Annotated in this window: 12 protein-coding genes and 1 other RNA gene; 9 read left to right on the plus strand and 4 right to left on the minus strand. The window is 42.8% G+C overall.

All coding sequences use genetic code 11. The features are described 5' to 3' along the window. Positions 1 to 51: 51 nt before the first annotated feature. The 5 genes from V7K36_RS11165 (at position 52) to ssrA (ending at position 4,763) form a co-directional block, all read left to right on the plus strand. Complete coding sequence (locus V7K36_RS11165; protein WP_335115690.1) at positions 52 to 624, plus strand: F0F1 ATP synthase subunit B; 573 nt, start codon at positions 52 to 54, stop codon at positions 622 to 624. Then, entirely contained in the window at positions 621 to 1,175 is a 555-nt protein-coding gene (atpH, locus tag V7K36_RS11170) for an ATP synthase F1 subunit delta (RefSeq protein ID WP_334826641.1), read from the plus strand. The genes V7K36_RS11165 and atpH overlap by 4 nt, the downstream gene beginning before the upstream one ends. A gap of 251 nt (positions 1,176 to 1,426) precedes the next feature. Beyond that, positions 1,427 to 2,947 carry a F0F1 ATP synthase subunit alpha gene (atpA, locus tag V7K36_RS11175; RefSeq protein ID WP_334826643.1) on the plus strand — a complete coding sequence of 507 codons (1,521 nt, stop codon included), beginning with the start codon at positions 1,427 to 1,429 and terminating at the stop codon, positions 2,945 to 2,947. A 118-nt stretch (positions 2,948 to 3,065) separates the two neighbouring features. After that, positions 3,066 to 4,013 carry a F0F1 ATP synthase subunit gamma gene (locus V7K36_RS11180; RefSeq protein ID WP_334826644.1) on the plus strand — a complete coding sequence of 316 codons (948 nt, stop codon included), beginning with the start codon at positions 3,066 to 3,068 and terminating at the stop codon, positions 4,011 to 4,013. Positions 4,014 to 4,373: 360 nt separating this feature from the next. Continuing rightward, positions 4,374 to 4,763, plus strand: a transfer-messenger RNA (tmRNA) gene (ssrA, locus tag V7K36_RS11185). Positions 4,764 to 5,318: 555 nt separating this feature from the next. Here ssrA and V7K36_RS11190 read toward each other — a convergent pair. Continuing rightward, the gene (locus V7K36_RS11190; protein WP_335115692.1) at positions 5,319 to 5,774 is read right to left on the minus strand and encodes a helix-turn-helix domain-containing protein; all 456 of its coding nucleotides are present in this window, start codon (positions 5,772 to 5,774) and stop codon (positions 5,319 to 5,321) included. Positions 5,775 to 6,908: 1,134 nt separating this feature from the next. On the opposite strand from V7K36_RS11190, the gene V7K36_RS11195 reads away from it, so the two are divergent. From V7K36_RS11195 to V7K36_RS11205, 3 genes are all read left to right on the plus strand, one after another. Further along, the gene (locus V7K36_RS11195) at positions 6,909 to 8,627 is read left to right on the plus strand and encodes a diflavin flavoprotein (RefSeq protein WP_335115694.1); all 1,719 of its coding nucleotides are present in this window, start codon (positions 6,909 to 6,911) and stop codon (positions 8,625 to 8,627) included. A 311-nt stretch (positions 8,628 to 8,938) separates the two neighbouring features. Then, entirely contained in the window at positions 8,939 to 10,651 is a 1,713-nt protein-coding gene (locus V7K36_RS11200) for a diflavin flavoprotein (RefSeq protein WP_335115696.1), read from the plus strand. 433 nt (positions 10,652 to 11,084) lie between these two features. Beyond that, positions 11,085 to 11,264 carry a hypothetical protein gene (locus V7K36_RS11205; protein ID WP_335115698.1) on the plus strand — a complete coding sequence of 60 codons (180 nt, stop codon included), beginning with the start codon at positions 11,085 to 11,087 and terminating at the stop codon, positions 11,262 to 11,264. 36 nt (positions 11,265 to 11,300) lie between these two features. Here V7K36_RS11205 and V7K36_RS11210 read toward each other — a convergent pair whose 3' ends face one another. Next, positions 11,301 to 12,593 carry a dicarboxylate/amino acid:cation symporter gene (locus V7K36_RS11210; RefSeq protein WP_335115700.1) on the minus strand — a complete coding sequence of 431 codons (1,293 nt, stop codon included), beginning with the start codon at positions 12,591 to 12,593 and terminating at the stop codon, positions 11,301 to 11,303. A 235-nt stretch (positions 12,594 to 12,828) separates the two neighbouring features. Between V7K36_RS11210 and V7K36_RS11215 the strand changes: the two genes are divergently transcribed. Further along, entirely contained in the window at positions 12,829 to 15,459 is a 2,631-nt protein-coding gene (locus tag V7K36_RS11215; protein WP_335115702.1) for a DNA polymerase III subunit alpha, read from the plus strand. A gap of 506 nt (positions 15,460 to 15,965) precedes the next feature. Here the strand turns inward: V7K36_RS11215 and V7K36_RS11220 are convergent. After that, positions 15,966 to 16,343, minus strand: a complete 378-nt coding sequence (locus V7K36_RS11220; RefSeq protein WP_334826658.1) for a VOC family protein — start codon at positions 16,341 to 16,343, stop codon at positions 15,966 to 15,968. A gap of 335 nt (positions 16,344 to 16,678) precedes the next feature. After that, entirely contained in the window at positions 16,679 to 17,635 is a 957-nt protein-coding gene (locus V7K36_RS11225) for a putative 2-dehydropantoate 2-reductase (RefSeq protein WP_335115704.1), read from the minus strand. Positions 17,636 to 17,796: the final 161 nt, after the last annotated feature.

Raw genomic sequence — 17,796 nt, forward strand, 5'->3', positions numbered from 1 at the left:
TTTCCCGGAAGGGAAAATACACGTATTAGCAAGCGAGCAGCGCACTTGTAAATGGGTATCATGGGCACATTCTTATTACTTGCCGCAGAAGCGAACGCTGTTAACTCTGAATTGGCAGAAGGCGCAGCAGAAGGTGGTTTCGGTCTAAACCTAGACATTTTTGAAACCAATCTCATCAATATAGCGATTCTGATTGGCATACTATTCTACTTCGGACGTAAAGTTTTAAGCAATATCCTGAACGAGCGAGAATCCAATATTGCCACCGCAATTCAGGAAGCAGAAGGGCGCTTAAAAGAGGCACAGACTGCCCTATCCCAAGCGCAAAAGCAGTTGACCCAATCTCAGGCAGAGGCACAACGTATCCGCAAATCTGCTGAAGAAAACGCCATCAAAGCTAAAGAAGCCCTGTTGGCCAAAGCAGTGCAAGACGTAGAACGCCTGAAACAAACAGCAGCAGCCGATTTAAACAGCGAAACAGACCGAGCGATCGCTCAACTGCGGCAACGAGTTGCTACACTAGCATTGCAAAAAGTCGAATCGCAACTTAAAGGTGGGATTGCCGACGATGCTCAACAAACTTTAATTGACCGCAGCATCGCACAACTGGGAGGCAATGTATGACAAGCCAAGTAGCAACAGCCGAAGTAGCCCAGCCTTATGCACAGGCACTTTTGTCAATAGCGCAATCGAAAAATTTGACAGAAGAATTCGGGGAAGATGCGCGGACTTTCCTGGGACTGCTCAGGGCAGACAAACAGCTACATAACTTCTTCAGCAACCCGTTTATTCAGTCTGAGAACAAAAAAGCTCTGATCAAACAAATACTCGGTGAAGGCGCTAACCCCTACTTACGCAATTTTTTGCTAATACTGGTAGATAAACGGCGCATTGCCTTCTTGGAATCGATTTTTCAACAATATCTGGCGCTGTTGCGGCAGCTGAATCAAACCGTTTTAGCGGAAGTAATTTCAGCCGTTCCCCTCACAGAAGCTCAACAGCAGGCAATCATCCAAAAGGTAATTGCCATAACTAATGCTCGCCAGGTAGAACTAGAAACCAAGGTAGACAGTGAGTTAATTGGTGGTGTGATCATTAAAGTAGGTTCGCAGGTAATTGATGCCAGTATCCGGGGTCAGTTGCGCCGCCTTTCATTGCGCTTAACCACTAGCTAGAAAGTTAGGATTAGAGACGCGATTAATCGCGTCTCTACAAGAGTTAGGAGTTAGGAGAGACGCGATTAATCGCGTCTGTACAGGAGTTAGGAATTGGGAGTTGGGAGTTAAGTAACAGTAATTTATTTTGACTTTTAACCTTTGCTTTTTTAACTCATAATTCTTAACTCATCACTACTCACTCTTAACTCAGCACTCAGCACTCAGCACTCAGCACTGAATTCCGTCTCGAAAGCAAAAAAGATAGACACATGAGCATATCAATTAGACCTGACGAAATTAGTAGCATTATCCAACAACAAATCGAGCAATACGATCAAGAGGTCAAAGTTGCTAACGTTGGTACCGTCTTACAAGTAGGTGACGGTATTGCCCGGATCTATGGTCTGGAAAAGGCTATGTCTGGGGAACTCTTAGAATTTGAAGATGGCACAATTGGCATCGCCCAGAACTTAGAAGAAGACAACGTGGGCGCGGTGCTGATGGGTGAAGGGCTGGATATTCAAGAAGGTAGCTCTGTAACCGCCACTGGTAAAATTGCCCAAGTGCCCGTAGGAGAAGCCTTAATTGGACGAGTTGTAAATGCCTTGGGTCTTCCCATTGATGGCAAGGGAGACATCAAGTCCTCAGAAAGCCGTTTGATTGAATCCCCAGCACCCGGTATCATTGCCCGTCGATCTGTACACGAACCCATGCAAACGGGGATCACAGCTATTGACTCAATGATTCCCATCGGTCGTGGTCAACGGGAATTGATTATTGGCGATCGCCAAACCGGTAAAACTGCGATCGCGATTGACACCATCATCAACCAAAAAGAAGAAGATGTAGTTTGTGTCTACGTTGCGATCGGTCAAAAGGCTTCCACAGTTGCTAACGTGGTGCAGACATTGCAAGAAAAAGGCGCGATGGATTACACCGTCGTTGTCTTTGCTAGTGCCAGTGAACCAGCAACCCTACAATACCTAGCTCCTTACACAGGCGCAAGTATTGCTGAGTACTTTATGTATAAGGGTAAAGCTACCCTGGTAATTTACGATGACCTCTCCAAGCAAGCCCAAGCTTATCGGCAGATGTCCCTATTGCTGCGTCGTCCACCCGGACGCGAAGCCTACCCTGGAGATGTATTCTACATCCACTCTCGGTTGTTAGAAAGAGCAGCAAAGCTGAGTGACGAATTAGGTAAAGGCAGTATGACCGCCCTGCCAATCATCGAAACCCAAGCTGGTGACGTTTCGGCATACATCCCCACCAACGTAATTTCCATTACCGATGGTCAGATATTCTTATCTTCTGACCTGTTTAACGCTGGTATCCGTCCGGCTGTAAACCCTGGTATTTCCGTATCCCGTGTGGGTTCTGCGGCTCAAACCAAGGCAATGAAAAAAGTTGCCGGTAAGATTAAATTGGAACTAGCCCAATTTGACGACCTGCAAGCCTTCGCTCAATTTGCTTCCGATTTGGATAAAGCCACTCAAGACCAGTTGGCACGGGGTCAACGGTTGCGCGAACTCCTCAAACAGCCACAAAATTCGCCACTCTCGGTATACGAGCAAGTAGCAATTTTATATGCTGGTATTAATGGCTACTTGGATGATGTGCCTGTAAATCAAGTAACCACCTTCACCAAAGGTCTGCGGGAATACTTAAAGACTGGTAAAACCGAGTATGCCCAAGGAGTACAAGCATCTAAAGCATTAGGTGACGCAGAAGAAGCTGCGTTGAAGGAAGCGCTTACCGAATATAAGAAGACCTTCAAAGCAGCAGCGTAATTAAAGTGAGGAGTGAAGAGTTAAGAGTTAAAAGTTAATGAAACACTCGTAACTCTTAACTCCTAACTCCTAACTCCTGTACAGACGCGATTAATCGCGTCTCTCCTAACTTAAGAATATGGCCAATCTAAAAGCAATACGCGATCGCATTCAGTCGGTCAAAAACACCAAAAAAATCACAGAAGCCATGCGCCTAGTTGCAGCAGCTAGAGTGCGTCGGGCGCAAGAACAAGTGCTAGCGACTCGCCCCTTTGCCGATCGCTTGGCACAAGTATTGTATGGTTTGCAAAGCCGTCTGCGCTTTGAAGAGGCAAACCTACCACTATTGAAAAAACGCGAAGTTAAGTCAGTTGGACTGTTGGTAATTTCAGGCGATCGCGGTCTATGCGGCGGCTACAATAATAACGTTATCCGTCGTGCAGAAAACCGCGCCAAGGAAATCAAGGCAGAAGGTCTAGACTACACATTTGTGATCGTCGGACGCAAAGCTACACAGTACTTTCAACGCCGCGATCAGCCCATTGATGCTACTTATAGCGGCTTAGAGCAAATTCCCACCGCACCGGAAGCCAATCAGATTGCCGACCAACTACTTTCCTTGTTCCTATCGGAAAAAGTAGACCGCATCGAGTTAATCTATACCAGATTCCTTTCCTTGGTTAGCTCCCGTCCTGTGATACAAACCTTACTGCCCCTCGATCCGCAAGGTCTAGAAGCAGCCGATGATGAAATCTTCCGCTTGACAACCCGTGGCGGTAAATTTGAAGTAGAACGGGAGAAAGTGACTAAGCAAGTCCGCGCTTTGGCTCCTGACATGATTTTCGAGCAAGATCCAGTCCAGATTCTCGATTCTCTATTGCCCCTGTATCTGAGTAATCAGTTATTGCGGGCGCTGCAAGAATCGGCGGCTAGTGAACTAGCAGCCCGGATGACAGCCATGAGTAATGCCAGTGAAAACGCCGGTGAACTGATTAACACCCTCACGTTGTCTTACAACAAAGCCCGACAAGCTGCAATTACCCAAGAACTCCTTGAGGTTGTTGGCGGTGCTGAAGCACTAACTTAGGGTATAGCTAATTGTTTACTTCTAAAATATAGCTAATTGCTAATTATTTTAAGGTTAGCAATTGGCTATTTTTAGTATTTGGGACTTTTAACTAAATAACATTAACTGTATATAGACACTCTCAATACAGTTATTGAAGCAACACTTTATCGGCTAGTTCTTCCCTTAAACGTTTTGACCCAAAATCAGTTAGTCGATACTGAGCGTTCGACAATAGTATGATTTGCCGAAATTGTGCAGACGATAATTTTTGAAGTGCTTTCGTTACAGACGAAGCAGAACACTGAGCATAAATCAAAAATTTTTTGTCTAGCAACACATTTTAAGAATCTCGTATTATAATTGAAGTATGAAGCGCATGGGTCCGTCACGGTTTCGACAGGTTGGCGAACGCTGCTCTGTGATTCAGGTCGAGAGTGAGTCTCCTCTCGGAAATCAAAGGCTCGAAAAAAAAGTAAATGCGAACAACATCGTTAACTTTGCTCGTCGGGAAGCTCTAGTAGCTGCCTAAACACCTCTTATAGGTTCGAGCGTCTTTAGTTTGACTCCGTTAAGGACTGAAGACCAAACCCCAACGGATGCTCTAGCAAGCGTTCTCTGGTTGGCTTGTTGGCTAAGATTAAATCAGAGCATCCTACGTTCGGGATAATGAACGATTCCCGCCTTGAGGGTCAGAAAGGCTAAACCTGTGAACGAGCGGGGGGTCAATACCCAATTTGGACAGCAGTTCGACTCTGCTCGGATCCACTAATGATAGCTAACAAATCCACCAAACACTCTAATGTTTAGGTGGATTTTGTTTTATCTAAACAGAATTCAGTAGTCAGGAATCAGAATTCAGAATGAATTGGAGTCCGATGGTTACTGAGTAGTTTGGCAGAGCTACCTGTACGACTTGCATTGCCCTGAGCTTCCCCGTAGTAGCGTGGTTTCATACAAGCAGAGAAAAACTAAAACTGGGTTTCAAAGCCTCTCGACCTTTCGGGGAGAGGAATGGAAGTGGGGTAAAAAGTCATGTTACAAAACGAGAATCAAGACTTATGTATTTTTCTTTCTTCCTATGAAACCACCCTCAATACTGTTCGGTTAAGGCAAGAGACGCGATAAATCGCCGTCTTTACAATAATCAGTCCTTCGTAGAGACGGCGATTTATCGCGTCTTTGGGATCTATTATTTTCATCAAATAACCTTAACCGAACCGTATTGAAACCACCCTGCCCTGAGCTTCCCCGTAGGGGTACGCGAGCATCTTAATTCTGAATTCTGACTTCTGAATTTCTCTTCAACAGTTATTCAACAATCAGCTAATTCTTCTGTTTCTGGGGTTGTGTGCGTGGATTTTCAAACCTCCTTCCCCTTTTTTTAAGTACCCGTCGTAATCGGTCTGCACTCAAGCTTACTTGACGCTCAGATGCGAGTTTTTTTGCCAGCTGTTTTGAGTTATAAGTCTGTGGCTCTTGAGCTAAACAATTTTCTAGATAAACCAAGTCTGATTCCGAATATCGGGGTTTTCCTCCTCGACCAGGAGCATCCCACAAACCTGCTAAACCCATCTTTTCCCAGCGATGAAGAGTTTGACGCACTGTTGAAATTGCCCAGTTTAAGCCTTTAGCAATATGCTCATTTTTTAAGCCGCGAGCATTCAGCAATAAAACTTGAGCACGATCCTTGGTACGTTGAGGAACATCTTTGGCTTTTCTTAACTCTTCTAAAGTCAGCTTTTCTTCTTCATTTAGAAAGACTTTCAATCGGCATCCCATAAACCATAACCTTTCACATAGTCAATTTTTGGCATTCTTATATCTATTCACGCCTCTATATTTACTACGGCATGTATTTAATAATACACTTGTAACTTGAATAACAAGTATTAAGTATGCCGAAGTCTAGCCTTATGGCTGTTATGCGCGAAGTATTAGCTTGAGAACATTGTTAATATTTGCAATTTATCATCGGTAATGAATTTTCGTAAAAAGTTAGGTAGACAAAAAACGACACCCTTAGCCTGTATGGGCATATACATTGGATAGCCAGACGCTGTAGCTTATGGCTATAATGAAAATAATTTGTTGGCGTTGTTTTGATTAATGGTTAGGTTGATAATAAAGAAACTGTATCATCAAAATTATTAGAGTATTCGTATTTTTACGGTCATTCATCGAAACTTTAAAAAAGATTTTTAGGCTAGTTTATACTTGAATGAGCAGAAAAAGGTATACAGTCCCAGTTCTTTTTATTCAACTCGTCTCAGAAACTTGCCCTTGATTACCTTTAAAAAGACATCTCTTTTCTCGACTTTACATAAAATTTATATTTTACGTAACAAGATTCTTGCTTGAGACAACAATATATTTAATGCCCATTGGAAAAAAGAGTAGGAACATCTCATTTGATGGATATTTAAAATGTGCGAAAAATTTGTCATACCTTTCCTACTTAGTTATAAGAAAGGACTTGAAAAAAACTAACTTTTTCTATTCTCTTAAGACATCGATTTTGCGATCGCCCAATATTCTACGCCACAATTACAAAGTTTCTTTGTAAATCCTGGTATGTCCTTAGCATTCATACGTCATTTTCAAAAACAAACGTTAGTATAACAGTGGTGGAAGTGTGATATTTTTTTTAAGTTTTTATTGTTAAATAATCTGATGAACATAATATTTTTAAATTAGGATAAAACCAGATAAATAGCAAAATTAAATACTCAGTAATTTTCTAGAAAAAAGTTAATATATAGTATATTTTTTGATTCATATTTTTTTCTAAAAAACAGCAATAATTGATACAAGTTAAATTTTTAAAAAACTGATATTCATTACAACTTAAAAAGAAAATAATCGGGACAATGGGGGCAGAAGAAAAACCTGTTAATTTGCGCTCGGAGACGAATAATGGTAGCGATCGCAGAGAACGTTCAACATCGGCTAACTATACAAACTGTAGAAATTGCCCCTAACACAACGGCGATTCGCTCTCTTGATTGGGATCGCGATCGCTTCGATATCGAATTCGGACTCCAAAACGGTACAACCTACAATTCATATCTAATTAGGGGTGAACAAACAGTTTTGATTGATACTTCTCACCAGAAGTTTCGCAATCTGTATTTAGAGACTCTAAAAGGTCTTGTCAATCCCAAAACAATTGATTACATAATTGTCAGCCACACAGAGCCAGACCATAGCGGCTTAGTAGAAGATGTCCTCCAGTTAGCTCCTAGAGCTACCGTCTTAGCCTCAAAAGTTGCGCTTCAGTTTTTGGAAGGCTTAGTACACGATCCTTTTAGTAAGCGGGTTGTAAAAACTGGCGATCGCATAGATATTGGTAAAGGACACGAAATCGAATTCGTGAGTGCGCCTAACCTGCACTGGCCAGATACAATCTTTAGCTTTGATCGCAAAACCCAAACCCTTTACACCTGTGATGCTTTTGGGATGCACTTCTGTGACGATCGCACCTTCGACGAAGATTTAGAAGCGATCGAAGCTGACTTTAGATTTTACTACGACTGCTTGATGGGCCCTAACGCTCGTTCTTTGGTGAATGCCATGAAGCGGATGAGCGAACTAGGGAAGATTAATATTATCGCCAACGGTCACGGGCCTCTTTTATACCACCACTTAGATGTTCTAACCGGGTGCTACGAAAATTGGAGTCAAAAACAAACTAAAGCAGAAACAACGGTTGGCATGTTTTTTGTCTCAGATTATGGGTATAGTGAGCGCCTTGGTCACGCAATTGCCGAAGGTATACTGAAAACTGGCGTTGGGATAGAAGTCCTGGATCTAAGTACTGCCCAGAGCCAAGAAATCCAAGAACTAGCTGGGAGAGCAGTTAGCATCATTATTGGTATGCCCCCGACTACAAGCGCCGCCGCCCAAGCTAGTATCAGTTCGCTGCTAGCTGTTGCCAAGAACAAGCAAATGGTTGGGCTGTTTGAATGTTATGGTGGGGATGATGAACCCATTGATACACTCCGCAGAAAATTTCTCGACTCTGGCATCAAAGAAGCCTTCCCAGCGATTCGGATTAAAGAGGCTCCCACCGCATCAACATTCCAGTTGTGTGAAGAAGCGGGTAAAGACTTGGGACAATTGCTGGTGCGCGATCGCAACATCAAGCAAATCAAGTCCCTCGACGTCGATATGGAAAAGGCGCTGGGTCGGATTAGTAGTGGACTGTATATAGTCACCACGAAAAAAGGAAATGTGTCAAGTGCAATGCTGGCATCCTGGGTAACGCAAGCGAGTTTGCAACCCTTAGGATTCACAATTGCTGTTGCAAAAGACCGCGCCATTGATTCCTTAATGCAAGTAGGCGATCGCTTCGTCCTCAATGTTTTGGAAGAAGGCAATTATCAAGAACTCAAGAAGCACTTTCTCAAGCGCTTGCATCCCGGTGCTGACCGCTTTGCTGGAGTGAAAACTCAAACCGCGAAAAACGGTTCTCCGATTCTAACTGATGCTCTGGCATACATGGAATGTGAAATACAGAGCAGTATGGAATGCAGCGACCACTGGATTTTATACTGCACCGTCCAAGAAGGTCGTGTCTCCAAAAACGATGGATTGACAGCCGTTCGCCATCGCAAAGTAGGTAATTACTACTAAGAAATGGGCATGGGGCATTGGGCATGGGGTATAAGTTATCTCAGAACTTGCACCAGTCCCTACAACCGCCTCAGAATGAATTCTGAGGCTGATAGCTAAAGTCGGTCTTTAGAAGACTGAGTAAGGTTTGTAGTCCACGCTTACTTAGTCGACTTGCGCTATTAGCCTGAGAATTTATTCTCTGGCGGGATATGGGGCAGGTGCAAGATATGAGATAACTTATTTCTCCTCATTCCCAATGCCCAATGCCCAATTCGCAATGCCCAATGCCCAATTCGCAAATGCCCAATTCTTAACTTTATCCAACAGCTATGACCAATTCCAAGCCACGCGACGTACAAGTTCTACCAATTGCTACAAATACTAAGGCGATCAGAGCGCGTAGTTGGTCACGTCTGCGGTTTGAAATTGAATACGCACTTGGAAGAGGTACTACCTCCAATTGCTATTTAATTGAAGCTGATAAAACCGCACTTATTGATCCACCGCCAGAAAGCTTCACCGAAATTTATTTAGAGGCATTGCGCCAGACTTTAGATTTGACAACTTTGGATTATATCATCCTGGGTCATTTTAATCCCAACCGAGTTGCAACCCTCAAAGCAATTTTAGAACTGGCACCACAGGTAACTTTTGTCTGTTCTCTTCCCGGTGCGAACAATTTGCGTGCTGCTTTCCTAGAGCAAGATTTGAAAGTCTTGGTGATGCGGGGGAAAGAAACTCTGGATTTAGGCAAGGGTCATGTTTTAAAATTCTTCCCAACTCCCAGTCCACGTTGGCCGGAAGGACTTTGTACCTATGACCAGCAAACCCAAATTCTTTACACAGATAAGTTATTTGCAACTCATCTCTGTGGTGATGAAGTGTTTGATGATAACTGGGAAGCGCTCAAAGAAGACCAGCGTTACTACTTTAACTGCCTGATGGCTCCCCAAGCTCCTCATGTAGAAGCAGCTTTGGAGAAAATATCAGATTTGCAGGTGAGAATGTATGCCGTGGGTCATGGTCCCTTGGTACGCACCAGCTTAATTGAACTTACCAAAGCTTATGGAGAATGGAGCCGCGCTCACAACGATCGCGAGATTTCTGTTGCTCTACTTTATGCTTCAGCTTACGGGAATACGGCGACTTTAGCACAAGCGATCGCTTTAGGGCTAACCAAAGGTGGAGTCGCAGTCAAATCGATTAACTGCGAGTTTGCAACCCCTGATGAAGTTCGCATCAACCTAGCACAGTCAGATGGTTTTATCATTGGTTCTCCTACCATTGGTGGTCATGCCCCAACTCCCATTCATACTGCTTTAGGTATTGTGCTATCAAGCGGTGACAACAGCAAACTCGCTGGGGTCTTTGGTTCCTATGGTTGGAGTGGCGAAGCATTTGACTTAATAGAAGGTAAACTCCGGGATGCTGGATATCGCTTTGGCTTTGATACCCTAAAGGTCAAGTTTAAACCTGATGATGTGACTCTCAAATTCTGTGAAGAACTAGGCACAGACTTTGCCCAAGCACTGAAAAAAGCTAAAAAGGTACGCGTACCACAACAAGCCGCTACTCCACTGGAACAGGCTGTTGGTCGGATTGTTGGTTCCGTTTGCGTGGTGACAGCTAAACAAGGAGAAGTGTCCACCGGAATGCTAGGCGCTTGGGTTTCTCAAGCCACCTTCAACCCACCTGGACTAACTGTTGCTATTGCCAAAGACCGAGCGATCGAATCTTTGATGTATCCAGGCGGTAAGTTTGCCTTAAATATCCTACCTGAAGGCAATCATCAAGATTACATGAAGCATTTCCGTAAATCTTTCGCACCTGGAGAAGATCGATTTGCCAACTTTAATACAGCAGTTGCGGATAACGGCTGTACCGTCCTTACCGACGCATTAGCATATTTGGAATGCTCAGTCAACCAACGTCTGGAATGTGGCGATCATTGGGTTGTGTATGCAACTGTCGATGAAGGTAAATTACTCAAGCCTGATGATGTTACTGCCATCAACCATCGCAAAACCGGCACTCATTATTAGATAGGACTTACGCATCAAGTACGAAATGTCGGGGCAATTCATGAATTGCCCCTAAAGGCGTGTAGTTTTGCGTAAGTCCTATATTAAAAAAATTCTCTTTTTTCTTGTGGGATAGGCATCTTGCCCATCCCAGTTTTTTTGTCGAGATGCAGAGTACACCCAAGTAAATTCGGATTTTGCGATCAACGGTATCAATGCAGGTAACAGATCAGGCTTCTCCCTCAGCAATGGCGGAGTGGAATCAGAAAAATGATGCGTACAATTTCAGTATTAAAGCGGAAATAACATAAATTCACTTTCTAAAATTCCGCAATTGCCACCAAGACAATTGCAAAAACACAGTGTAGCCTTTAACTAGCAAAACACTATCAAGCAGTTCCTAGACAAAATGTTAACTATCACCACTAAACTTTTATAATATTTTGTTGTTCTTATGGTTCCAAAACACACCAAGATTAAATTTCCCCTTTGGCAGTATCTGAACCAGCCCTTATTTAGTCACGATACTAAATTGGTATTGAATCCCCAACGCTTCGCATTGATCTGGCGTCTTCGACTTCTAGAACGCTGCTGGACTAAAGAATGTGATGCCAAAGGGCCTCAACAACATTAGATATCTCAAAGCTGCACTCAACTAAAAGCTGGCAAACTAAGCCTCGTCTACAGAACGGGGCTTTTTGCCGTCAAGTAAAGCACTAACAGTCATGTCTCCCATGACATTAATCGCAGTGCGGCAGCGATCCAGAAACCAGTCTACAGTAACTAGCAAAGCGATGTACTGGGTAGGTAAGCCTACAGAAGTGAACACCAGTGTCATCGTTACCAGTCCAGCATTGGGAATATTTGCCGCACCTACAGATGCAAAAATCGAGGTAAGGATGACAATTAACTGCTGTACCAGATTCAGATGTTGTCCAATTAGTTGGGAAATAAACAACGCAGACATTGCTTCATAGAGGGCAGTACCATCATTATTGAAATTTGCCCCGACTAATGCCCCCAAGGCAGCAGAAGATTCCCTTAAACCGACTTTTGTTTGCAAAACCTCAAAGGTTACGGGCATTGCCGCCGCAGAAGAAGAAGTTGAGAAAGCTGTCAAAAAGGCATCAGAACCGCCAGCGAGGAATTTTAGCGGGTGTACCCAAGAACCAAATTTTACTCTAATTAGGTAGTAGCACGCCTGCAATACCAGTGCTAACAGTACCGCCAGAATAAATGCACCCAAAGATTTAAACGGTGTAAATCCTTGCATAGCAACGGTTTTGGCAACAATCCCAAAGACTGCGAAAGGCACTAAGGCAATTACCCAGTTGAGGACACGGACTACCGCTTCAAATAAAATCCCGATGACATCCTCTATCGGCTGGTATCCTTTTTTCCCTTGGGCAATTTGTTCAGATTTTAATGCCCGCAGGACGATGCCAAAACTCAGGGCAATGACAATTAGTTGGATGACATTATTATCAACTAATGGCTTGAGGACAGATTCCGGTACAGCATCTTTGAGTATTCCCCAAGGATCAAGATTCTGAGGAGTTATTTCTGTACTTGTTGAGGTGGCTACATTGCCCCAAGTCCCCGGATGCAGAACATTTGCTACGAAAAGTCCCACTAAAATAGCTACGGTAGTGTTAGTTAAAAGTAGCACTGCCAACCGCCGTCCGGCTGTTCCAGGGATGTTGGTAGTCATCAAGGTATGCAGCACCGCTACCAGAATCAGAGGTGTAGCCAAGGCACGGAGAGCCTTTAACACCAATTCAGCCGGAATTGCTAAATTGTTGATTAAGACGGCATTGCTGGGATTGGGATTCCCCGCACCAAGGGCAATTCCGACGCTGACTGCCGCTACTAAGGCGATGACAATTTGTAAAGTGAGAGGGATACGCTGCCACCAAGGGCTAGCTTTGGTTTTAGGCGAAGTATTGCTCTCTGTTTGACTCATTGGCTAGATACTGGTTAAGTGCTGTAACTATTAAAACTTCACTTTCGGAAGTGAAAATTTCGGAAACAAGTTAATCTAAGATCCCGTTGCTTTCTAAAATCCGGCTCGAAAGGGTATGCGACTAGGTAGACCCCTAGAGTTCAGCTGATTAGCATTAAAACTGCATCTGATCAGTAGCTCTAATGCTTGCGGTAGCTCTATTTTTGAATTTTGAATTTTGAATTTTTAATTGCTTATGTCCTTTGTACCTTTACATATTCACAGTGACTATAGTCTACTCGATGGGGCAAGTCAGCTACCAGAGTTGGTGGATCAAGCGATCGCACTGGGGATGAAAGCGATCGCTCTTACTGATCATGGTGTCATGTATGGCGCGATTGAACTGATCAAAATCTGCCGTAGTCAAAATATTAAGCCGATTATCGGCAATGAAATGTATGTAATTAACGGCGATATTGGCAAACAAGAACGCCGCCCCAAATATCATCAAGTTGTTTTAGCTAAAAATACTAAAGGTTATAAAAATTTAGTCAAATTAACCACAATTTCTCACCTGAAAGGTGTTCAAGGTCAAGGAATTTTTTCTCGTCCTTGTATTAATAAAGATTTACTAAAAGAATATCATGAAGGCTTGATTGTTACTAGTGCTTGTTTAGGTGGAGAAGTTCCTCAAGCGATTCTCAGTGGTAGACCAGATGCAGCTCGGAAAGTTGCTCAGTGGTATAAAGATGTATTTGGTGATGATTATTATCTAGAAATTCAAGATCACGGCTCCCAAGAAGACCGAATTGTTAATGTTGAAATTGTCAAAATTGCGCGGGAGCTAGGGATTAAATTTGTAGCTACCAATGATTCGCATTTTATTTCTTGTTTTGACGTTGAAGCCCACGATGCTTTGCTATGTATTCAGACTCATAAGCTAATTATTGAAGATAAGCGGATGCGTTATAGCGGCACAGAATATCTCAAATCTGGTGAGGAGATGCAGCAGCTATTTCGTGACCATTTGCCCGATGATGTGATTATCGAAGCGATCGCTACCACTGAAAAAGTGGCCGATAAAGTCGAGCCTTACAATATTATGGGTGAGCCTCAGATTCCTACACCACCCATTCCCTCTGGTCATACTGCTGATACTTACGCCGAAGATGTTGCATGGAATGGACTTTTAGAACGATTAAATCGTAAATCTCGCCAAGAAGTCGATTCCGTCTATAAAGAAAGATTGGAATACGAACTGAAAATGATTCAGCAGATGGGTTTTTCCAAATACTTTTTAGTTGTCTGGGACTACATCAAATTTGCTAGAGATAATAATATTCCTGTGGGTCCAGGTCGGGGTTCGGCGGCTGGTTCATTAGTTGCTTATGCGATGCGAATTACTAATATTGACCCTGTGCATCATGGGCTACTCTTTGAGCGTTTCTTGAACCCAGAACGTAAATCCATGCCTGATATTGATACGGATTTCTGTATTGAACAACGGGATAAAGTTATTGAATATGTAACTGATAAATATGGTGCAGATAGAGTTGCCCAAATTATTACTTTTAACCGCCTAACTTCTAAAGCAGTTTTGAAAGATGTCGCCAGAGTGTTGAATATTCCCTATGGGGAAGCTGACAAAATGGCGAAATTAATTCCTGTAGTGCGGGGGAAACCAACAAAACTGAAGGTGATGATTTCTAATCAAACCCCAGAACCACAGTTTAAAGAGAAATATGATAAAGAACCCCATGTGCGCCATTGGCTTGATATGGCGATGCGAATTGAAGGAACTAACAAAACCTTTGGGGTTCATGCAGCAGGTGTGGTAATTTCTGCCGATCCACTTGATGAAATTGTCCCACTACAGAAGAATAATGACGGTTCTGTAATTACCCAGTATTTCATGGAAGACCTGGAATCAATGGGTTTGTTGAAAATGGATTTTCTGGGTTTACGGAACCTGACGCTGATTCAAAAAACCGTTGATTTAATTCAAGAAACTAAAGGATATCGTATTGACCCCGATGAAATTCCTCGCCAGGAAAGAAAAGCCCAGAAGATATTAGCTAAAGGTGAACATAGTACTCTCCCAAAAGATGTACAAAAAACTTATGACCTATTAGAAGCAGGTGAGTTAGAAGGGATATTTCAATTAGAGTCTTCTGGAATGCGTCAGATAGTGCGAGATTTGAAGCCTTCTAATATAGAAGATATTTCTTCAATTTTGGCACTTTATCGACCTGGGCCATTAGATGCGGGACTAATTCCGAAGTTTATTAACCGCAAACACGGGCGAGAAAACATTGATTATCAACACACCATTCTGGAACCAATATTAGACGAAACCTATGGAATTATGGTCTATCAAGAGCAAATCATGAAAATTGCTCAGGATATGGCTGGATATACATTAGGACAAGCTGACCTGCTGCGTCGGGCGATGGGTAAAAAGAAAGTTTCTGAGATGCAAAAGCAGCGAGAAAAATTCGTGGATGGCGCAGCGAAAAATGGTGTTCAGAAAAAAATTGCGGATGAATTATTTGAGCAAATGTTGAAGTTTGCTGAATATTGTTTAAGCTATGACACCGAAATATTGACAGTAGAATACGGATTGCTGTCGATTGGGGAAATTGTAGAAAAACGCATTGAATGTACTGTGTACAGCGTTGATAATAATGGAAATATTTACACGCAACCTGTGGCACAGTGGCACGATCGCGGACAACAAGAGGTGTTTGAGTATTGTTTGGAAGATGGTTCATTGATTCGGGCAACAAAAGATCATAAATTTATGACTGTTGATGGTGAAATGTTGCCAATTGATGAAATATTTGAACGGGAATTGGATTTGATGCGGGTAGAGGGTTTACCAAATTGAGAGGAGGGGCATTGGGCATTGGGCAGAGGAGATAATACTCCTAATAGACATTTCCCAAAATGAATGTAGAGACGTAGCAGTGCTACGTCTCTACAAGGGTTTCAGGTAACGCATAATTAATTTCTGGAGATGTCTAATATCATGTCCGGTTGATTGCTTATTAAACCCGAAGAACCCCACCCCGCCAAAGCTGTGCTTTGTCTCCCCTCCCGAAGAGCCTACCGTGTATACACAAGTCTAGTTGGCAATCAAATGGACAGAAAAGAACGGAAAATTATTTTTAAAATCCTTGATTTTCCGTTATGCCTCTATCAATAATCTGACACTATTGATAATCAACTTGATCAAATCAAAACCTTGCCCATTAAGGCTTGTATCTTACCAGGCAAGGATTTTAGGACTTGTGTATACACCGTAGCCCGAAGAGCGGGGTGGGGTTCTTTTATTATGGGTAATTTGCCGGACATGATATAACTCCTAACTCAGCACTCAATTGTGGCGATCGCTTAAGCTGGTTGATGACAAACGGCTTCTATGCGATACCCGTCAGGATCAATCACAAAAGCAGCATAATAATTGGGGTGGTAATGTGGACGTAATCCAGGTTCGCCATCGTCCTTAGCCCCCAAAGCGATCGCTTGTTGATAAAAAGCATCCACCGCAGGGCGATTATCAGCCGCAAATGCCAAATGAAACCCCTCGGATACCTCATGGGTAAACTCTCGGCGATTCCCAATCCAAAACATGGGGTAAGTACCGGCACTATAAGCAGCAATGTCAGGCAAATTAAATAGGCGCTTGATGCCTAATGGCGCAAGTACAGCATCGTAGAAGGCTAGACTGCGTTCTAAACTACTCACCCCAAACGATAGATGGTCAAACATCAGTTCTAATTTTTATAAAAACTACTCACACTTACAATATTTTTCAACAAAAGGGCATCTAAACAGCGATCGCTTTAAAAAATGATTCAACAAAATTTTATGGCAGTTATGGGTTATCGTCTTTATTCTTAACTCCTAACTTTTTTCATGCCATCCAAAATCTTACCATCGCCCCTGAAACCCGGTGACTTAGAGACTACCAAAAAAATAAACGGCCAGAAAAAATAAACGCAGACTATAAAAAATAATGATTTGATTTTTTTGGTAGTCCCTAATGACAACGGCGATAATTCTTGAGTCTTGGCGTTGGACAAAGTGCAGAGTGGCAGTAGGAATTAAGCGTTTTGGCGATCTCCCACTCTTATTTTCTCATCCAAAAACTTTAGCTGCTGATATATACAACTAATCTGCGGTAAATCCACATCTGCTGCTTGCGCTTTCCGTAATGGGTTACCAAAAATTGCTTCTACTTCCAAAGGCCGTCTTTCGTCGTAGTCAATTTTCATGCTGGTACGATAAGGCTTCATCTTCACGGTGTAATCCAGCATTGTTTGAATGAAGCTATCAGGAATGATGCGTCCGCAACTTTTGGAACCTGCTGCAACTTCATACATCAACTGTTCAACTAATTTGCGGGTGTGGACATAGGACATTAATTCATCTGTTCTAGCGTTGAGAATTACAGACAGTCCATTATAGGGAATATTCCACACCAATTTTTTCCATCGCCCTAGTAATAAGTCTTCAGCTAATTCCATTGAGATACCAGCACTCTTCAAGTCATCGGCAATTTGCCGCATCTTATCTGTAATTCCAGTAGGATCATAGCCAGAAACATATCCCCCTAGAGTAATTTGTCCATAGTCGAGTTGGCGGATATGTCCTGCTTCGACTTTATTGGAACAGAGAAAACACAACCCACCAATGATGCTGACATTGCCAACTATTTTGGCAACTTCTTCTTCCACCGCCAGTCCATTTTGCAATACCAACACTACCCCATCATCCTTGACGAGTGGCGGTAACATCTGCGGCAATAAATAGTTTTGTGTCGTCTTTAGTGCTACCACCACCACATCGCATTGTGGCATTTTTTTTACATCATTGTAGGCATTAACTTGAGTCAGGGTGAAATCACCATCTTTTGACTCAATAACCAAACCAGATTTACTGACATATTCATAATTACTCTTCAGCAGAAAGTGGACATCTAAACCAGCTTTTTGCAGTTTGGCACTATAAAAGCCACCTAATGCACCAGTTCCTAGAATGGCGTAACTACGCTTGGACATTTTGCGCTTTTTACTTGATCGGGCTTACCCCTGGCTCATCAAAAACTCAAATTTTTCGCTCCTGTAATTTTATCAGGCAGGCTTGAAGTTGTCCACAAATTGGTTGCGTGGTAGAAATATCGTCTTCAGATGATGCTATGGCTTATATGTAGACGACCAAC

The sequence above is a fragment of the Nostoc sp. genome (assembly GCF_036919555.1).
Lineage (GTDB): Bacteria > Cyanobacteriota > Cyanobacteriia > Cyanobacteriales > Nostocaceae > Nostoc.

Excerpts from the sequence above, each read along its gene's own strand:
- V7K36_RS11165 (WP_335115690.1), top strand. The coding sequence starts at position 52 with ATGGGTATCATGGGCACATTCTTATTACTTGCCGCAGAAGCGAACGCT.
- atpH (WP_334826641.1), top strand. The coding sequence starts at position 621 with ATGACAAGCCAAGTAGCAACAGCCGAAGTAGCCCAGCCTTATGCACAG.
- atpA (WP_334826643.1), top strand. The coding sequence starts at position 1,427 with ATGAGCATATCAATTAGACCTGACGAAATTAGTAGCATTATCCAACAA.
- V7K36_RS11180 (WP_334826644.1), top strand. The coding sequence starts at position 3,066 with ATGGCCAATCTAAAAGCAATACGCGATCGCATTCAGTCGGTCAAAAAC.
- V7K36_RS11190 (WP_335115692.1), bottom strand. The coding sequence starts at position 5,774 with ATGGGATGCCGATTGAAAGTCTTTCTAAATGAAGAAGAAAAGCTGACT.
- V7K36_RS11195 (WP_335115694.1), top strand. The coding sequence starts at position 6,909 with ATGGTAGCGATCGCAGAGAACGTTCAACATCGGCTAACTATACAAACT.
- V7K36_RS11200 (WP_335115696.1), top strand. The coding sequence starts at position 8,939 with ATGACCAATTCCAAGCCACGCGACGTACAAGTTCTACCAATTGCTACA.
- V7K36_RS11205 (WP_335115698.1), top strand. The coding sequence starts at position 11,085 with ATGGTTCCAAAACACACCAAGATTAAATTTCCCCTTTGGCAGTATCTG.
- V7K36_RS11210 (WP_335115700.1), bottom strand. The coding sequence starts at position 12,593 with ATGAGTCAAACAGAGAGCAATACTTCGCCTAAAACCAAAGCTAGCCCT.
- V7K36_RS11215 (WP_335115702.1), top strand. The coding sequence starts at position 12,829 with ATGTCCTTTGTACCTTTACATATTCACAGTGACTATAGTCTACTCGAT.
- V7K36_RS11220 (WP_334826658.1), bottom strand. The coding sequence starts at position 16,343 with ATGTTTGACCATCTATCGTTTGGGGTGAGTAGTTTAGAACGCAGTCTA.
- V7K36_RS11225 (WP_335115704.1), bottom strand. The coding sequence starts at position 17,635 with ATGTCCAAGCGTAGTTACGCCATTCTAGGAACTGGTGCATTAGGTGGC.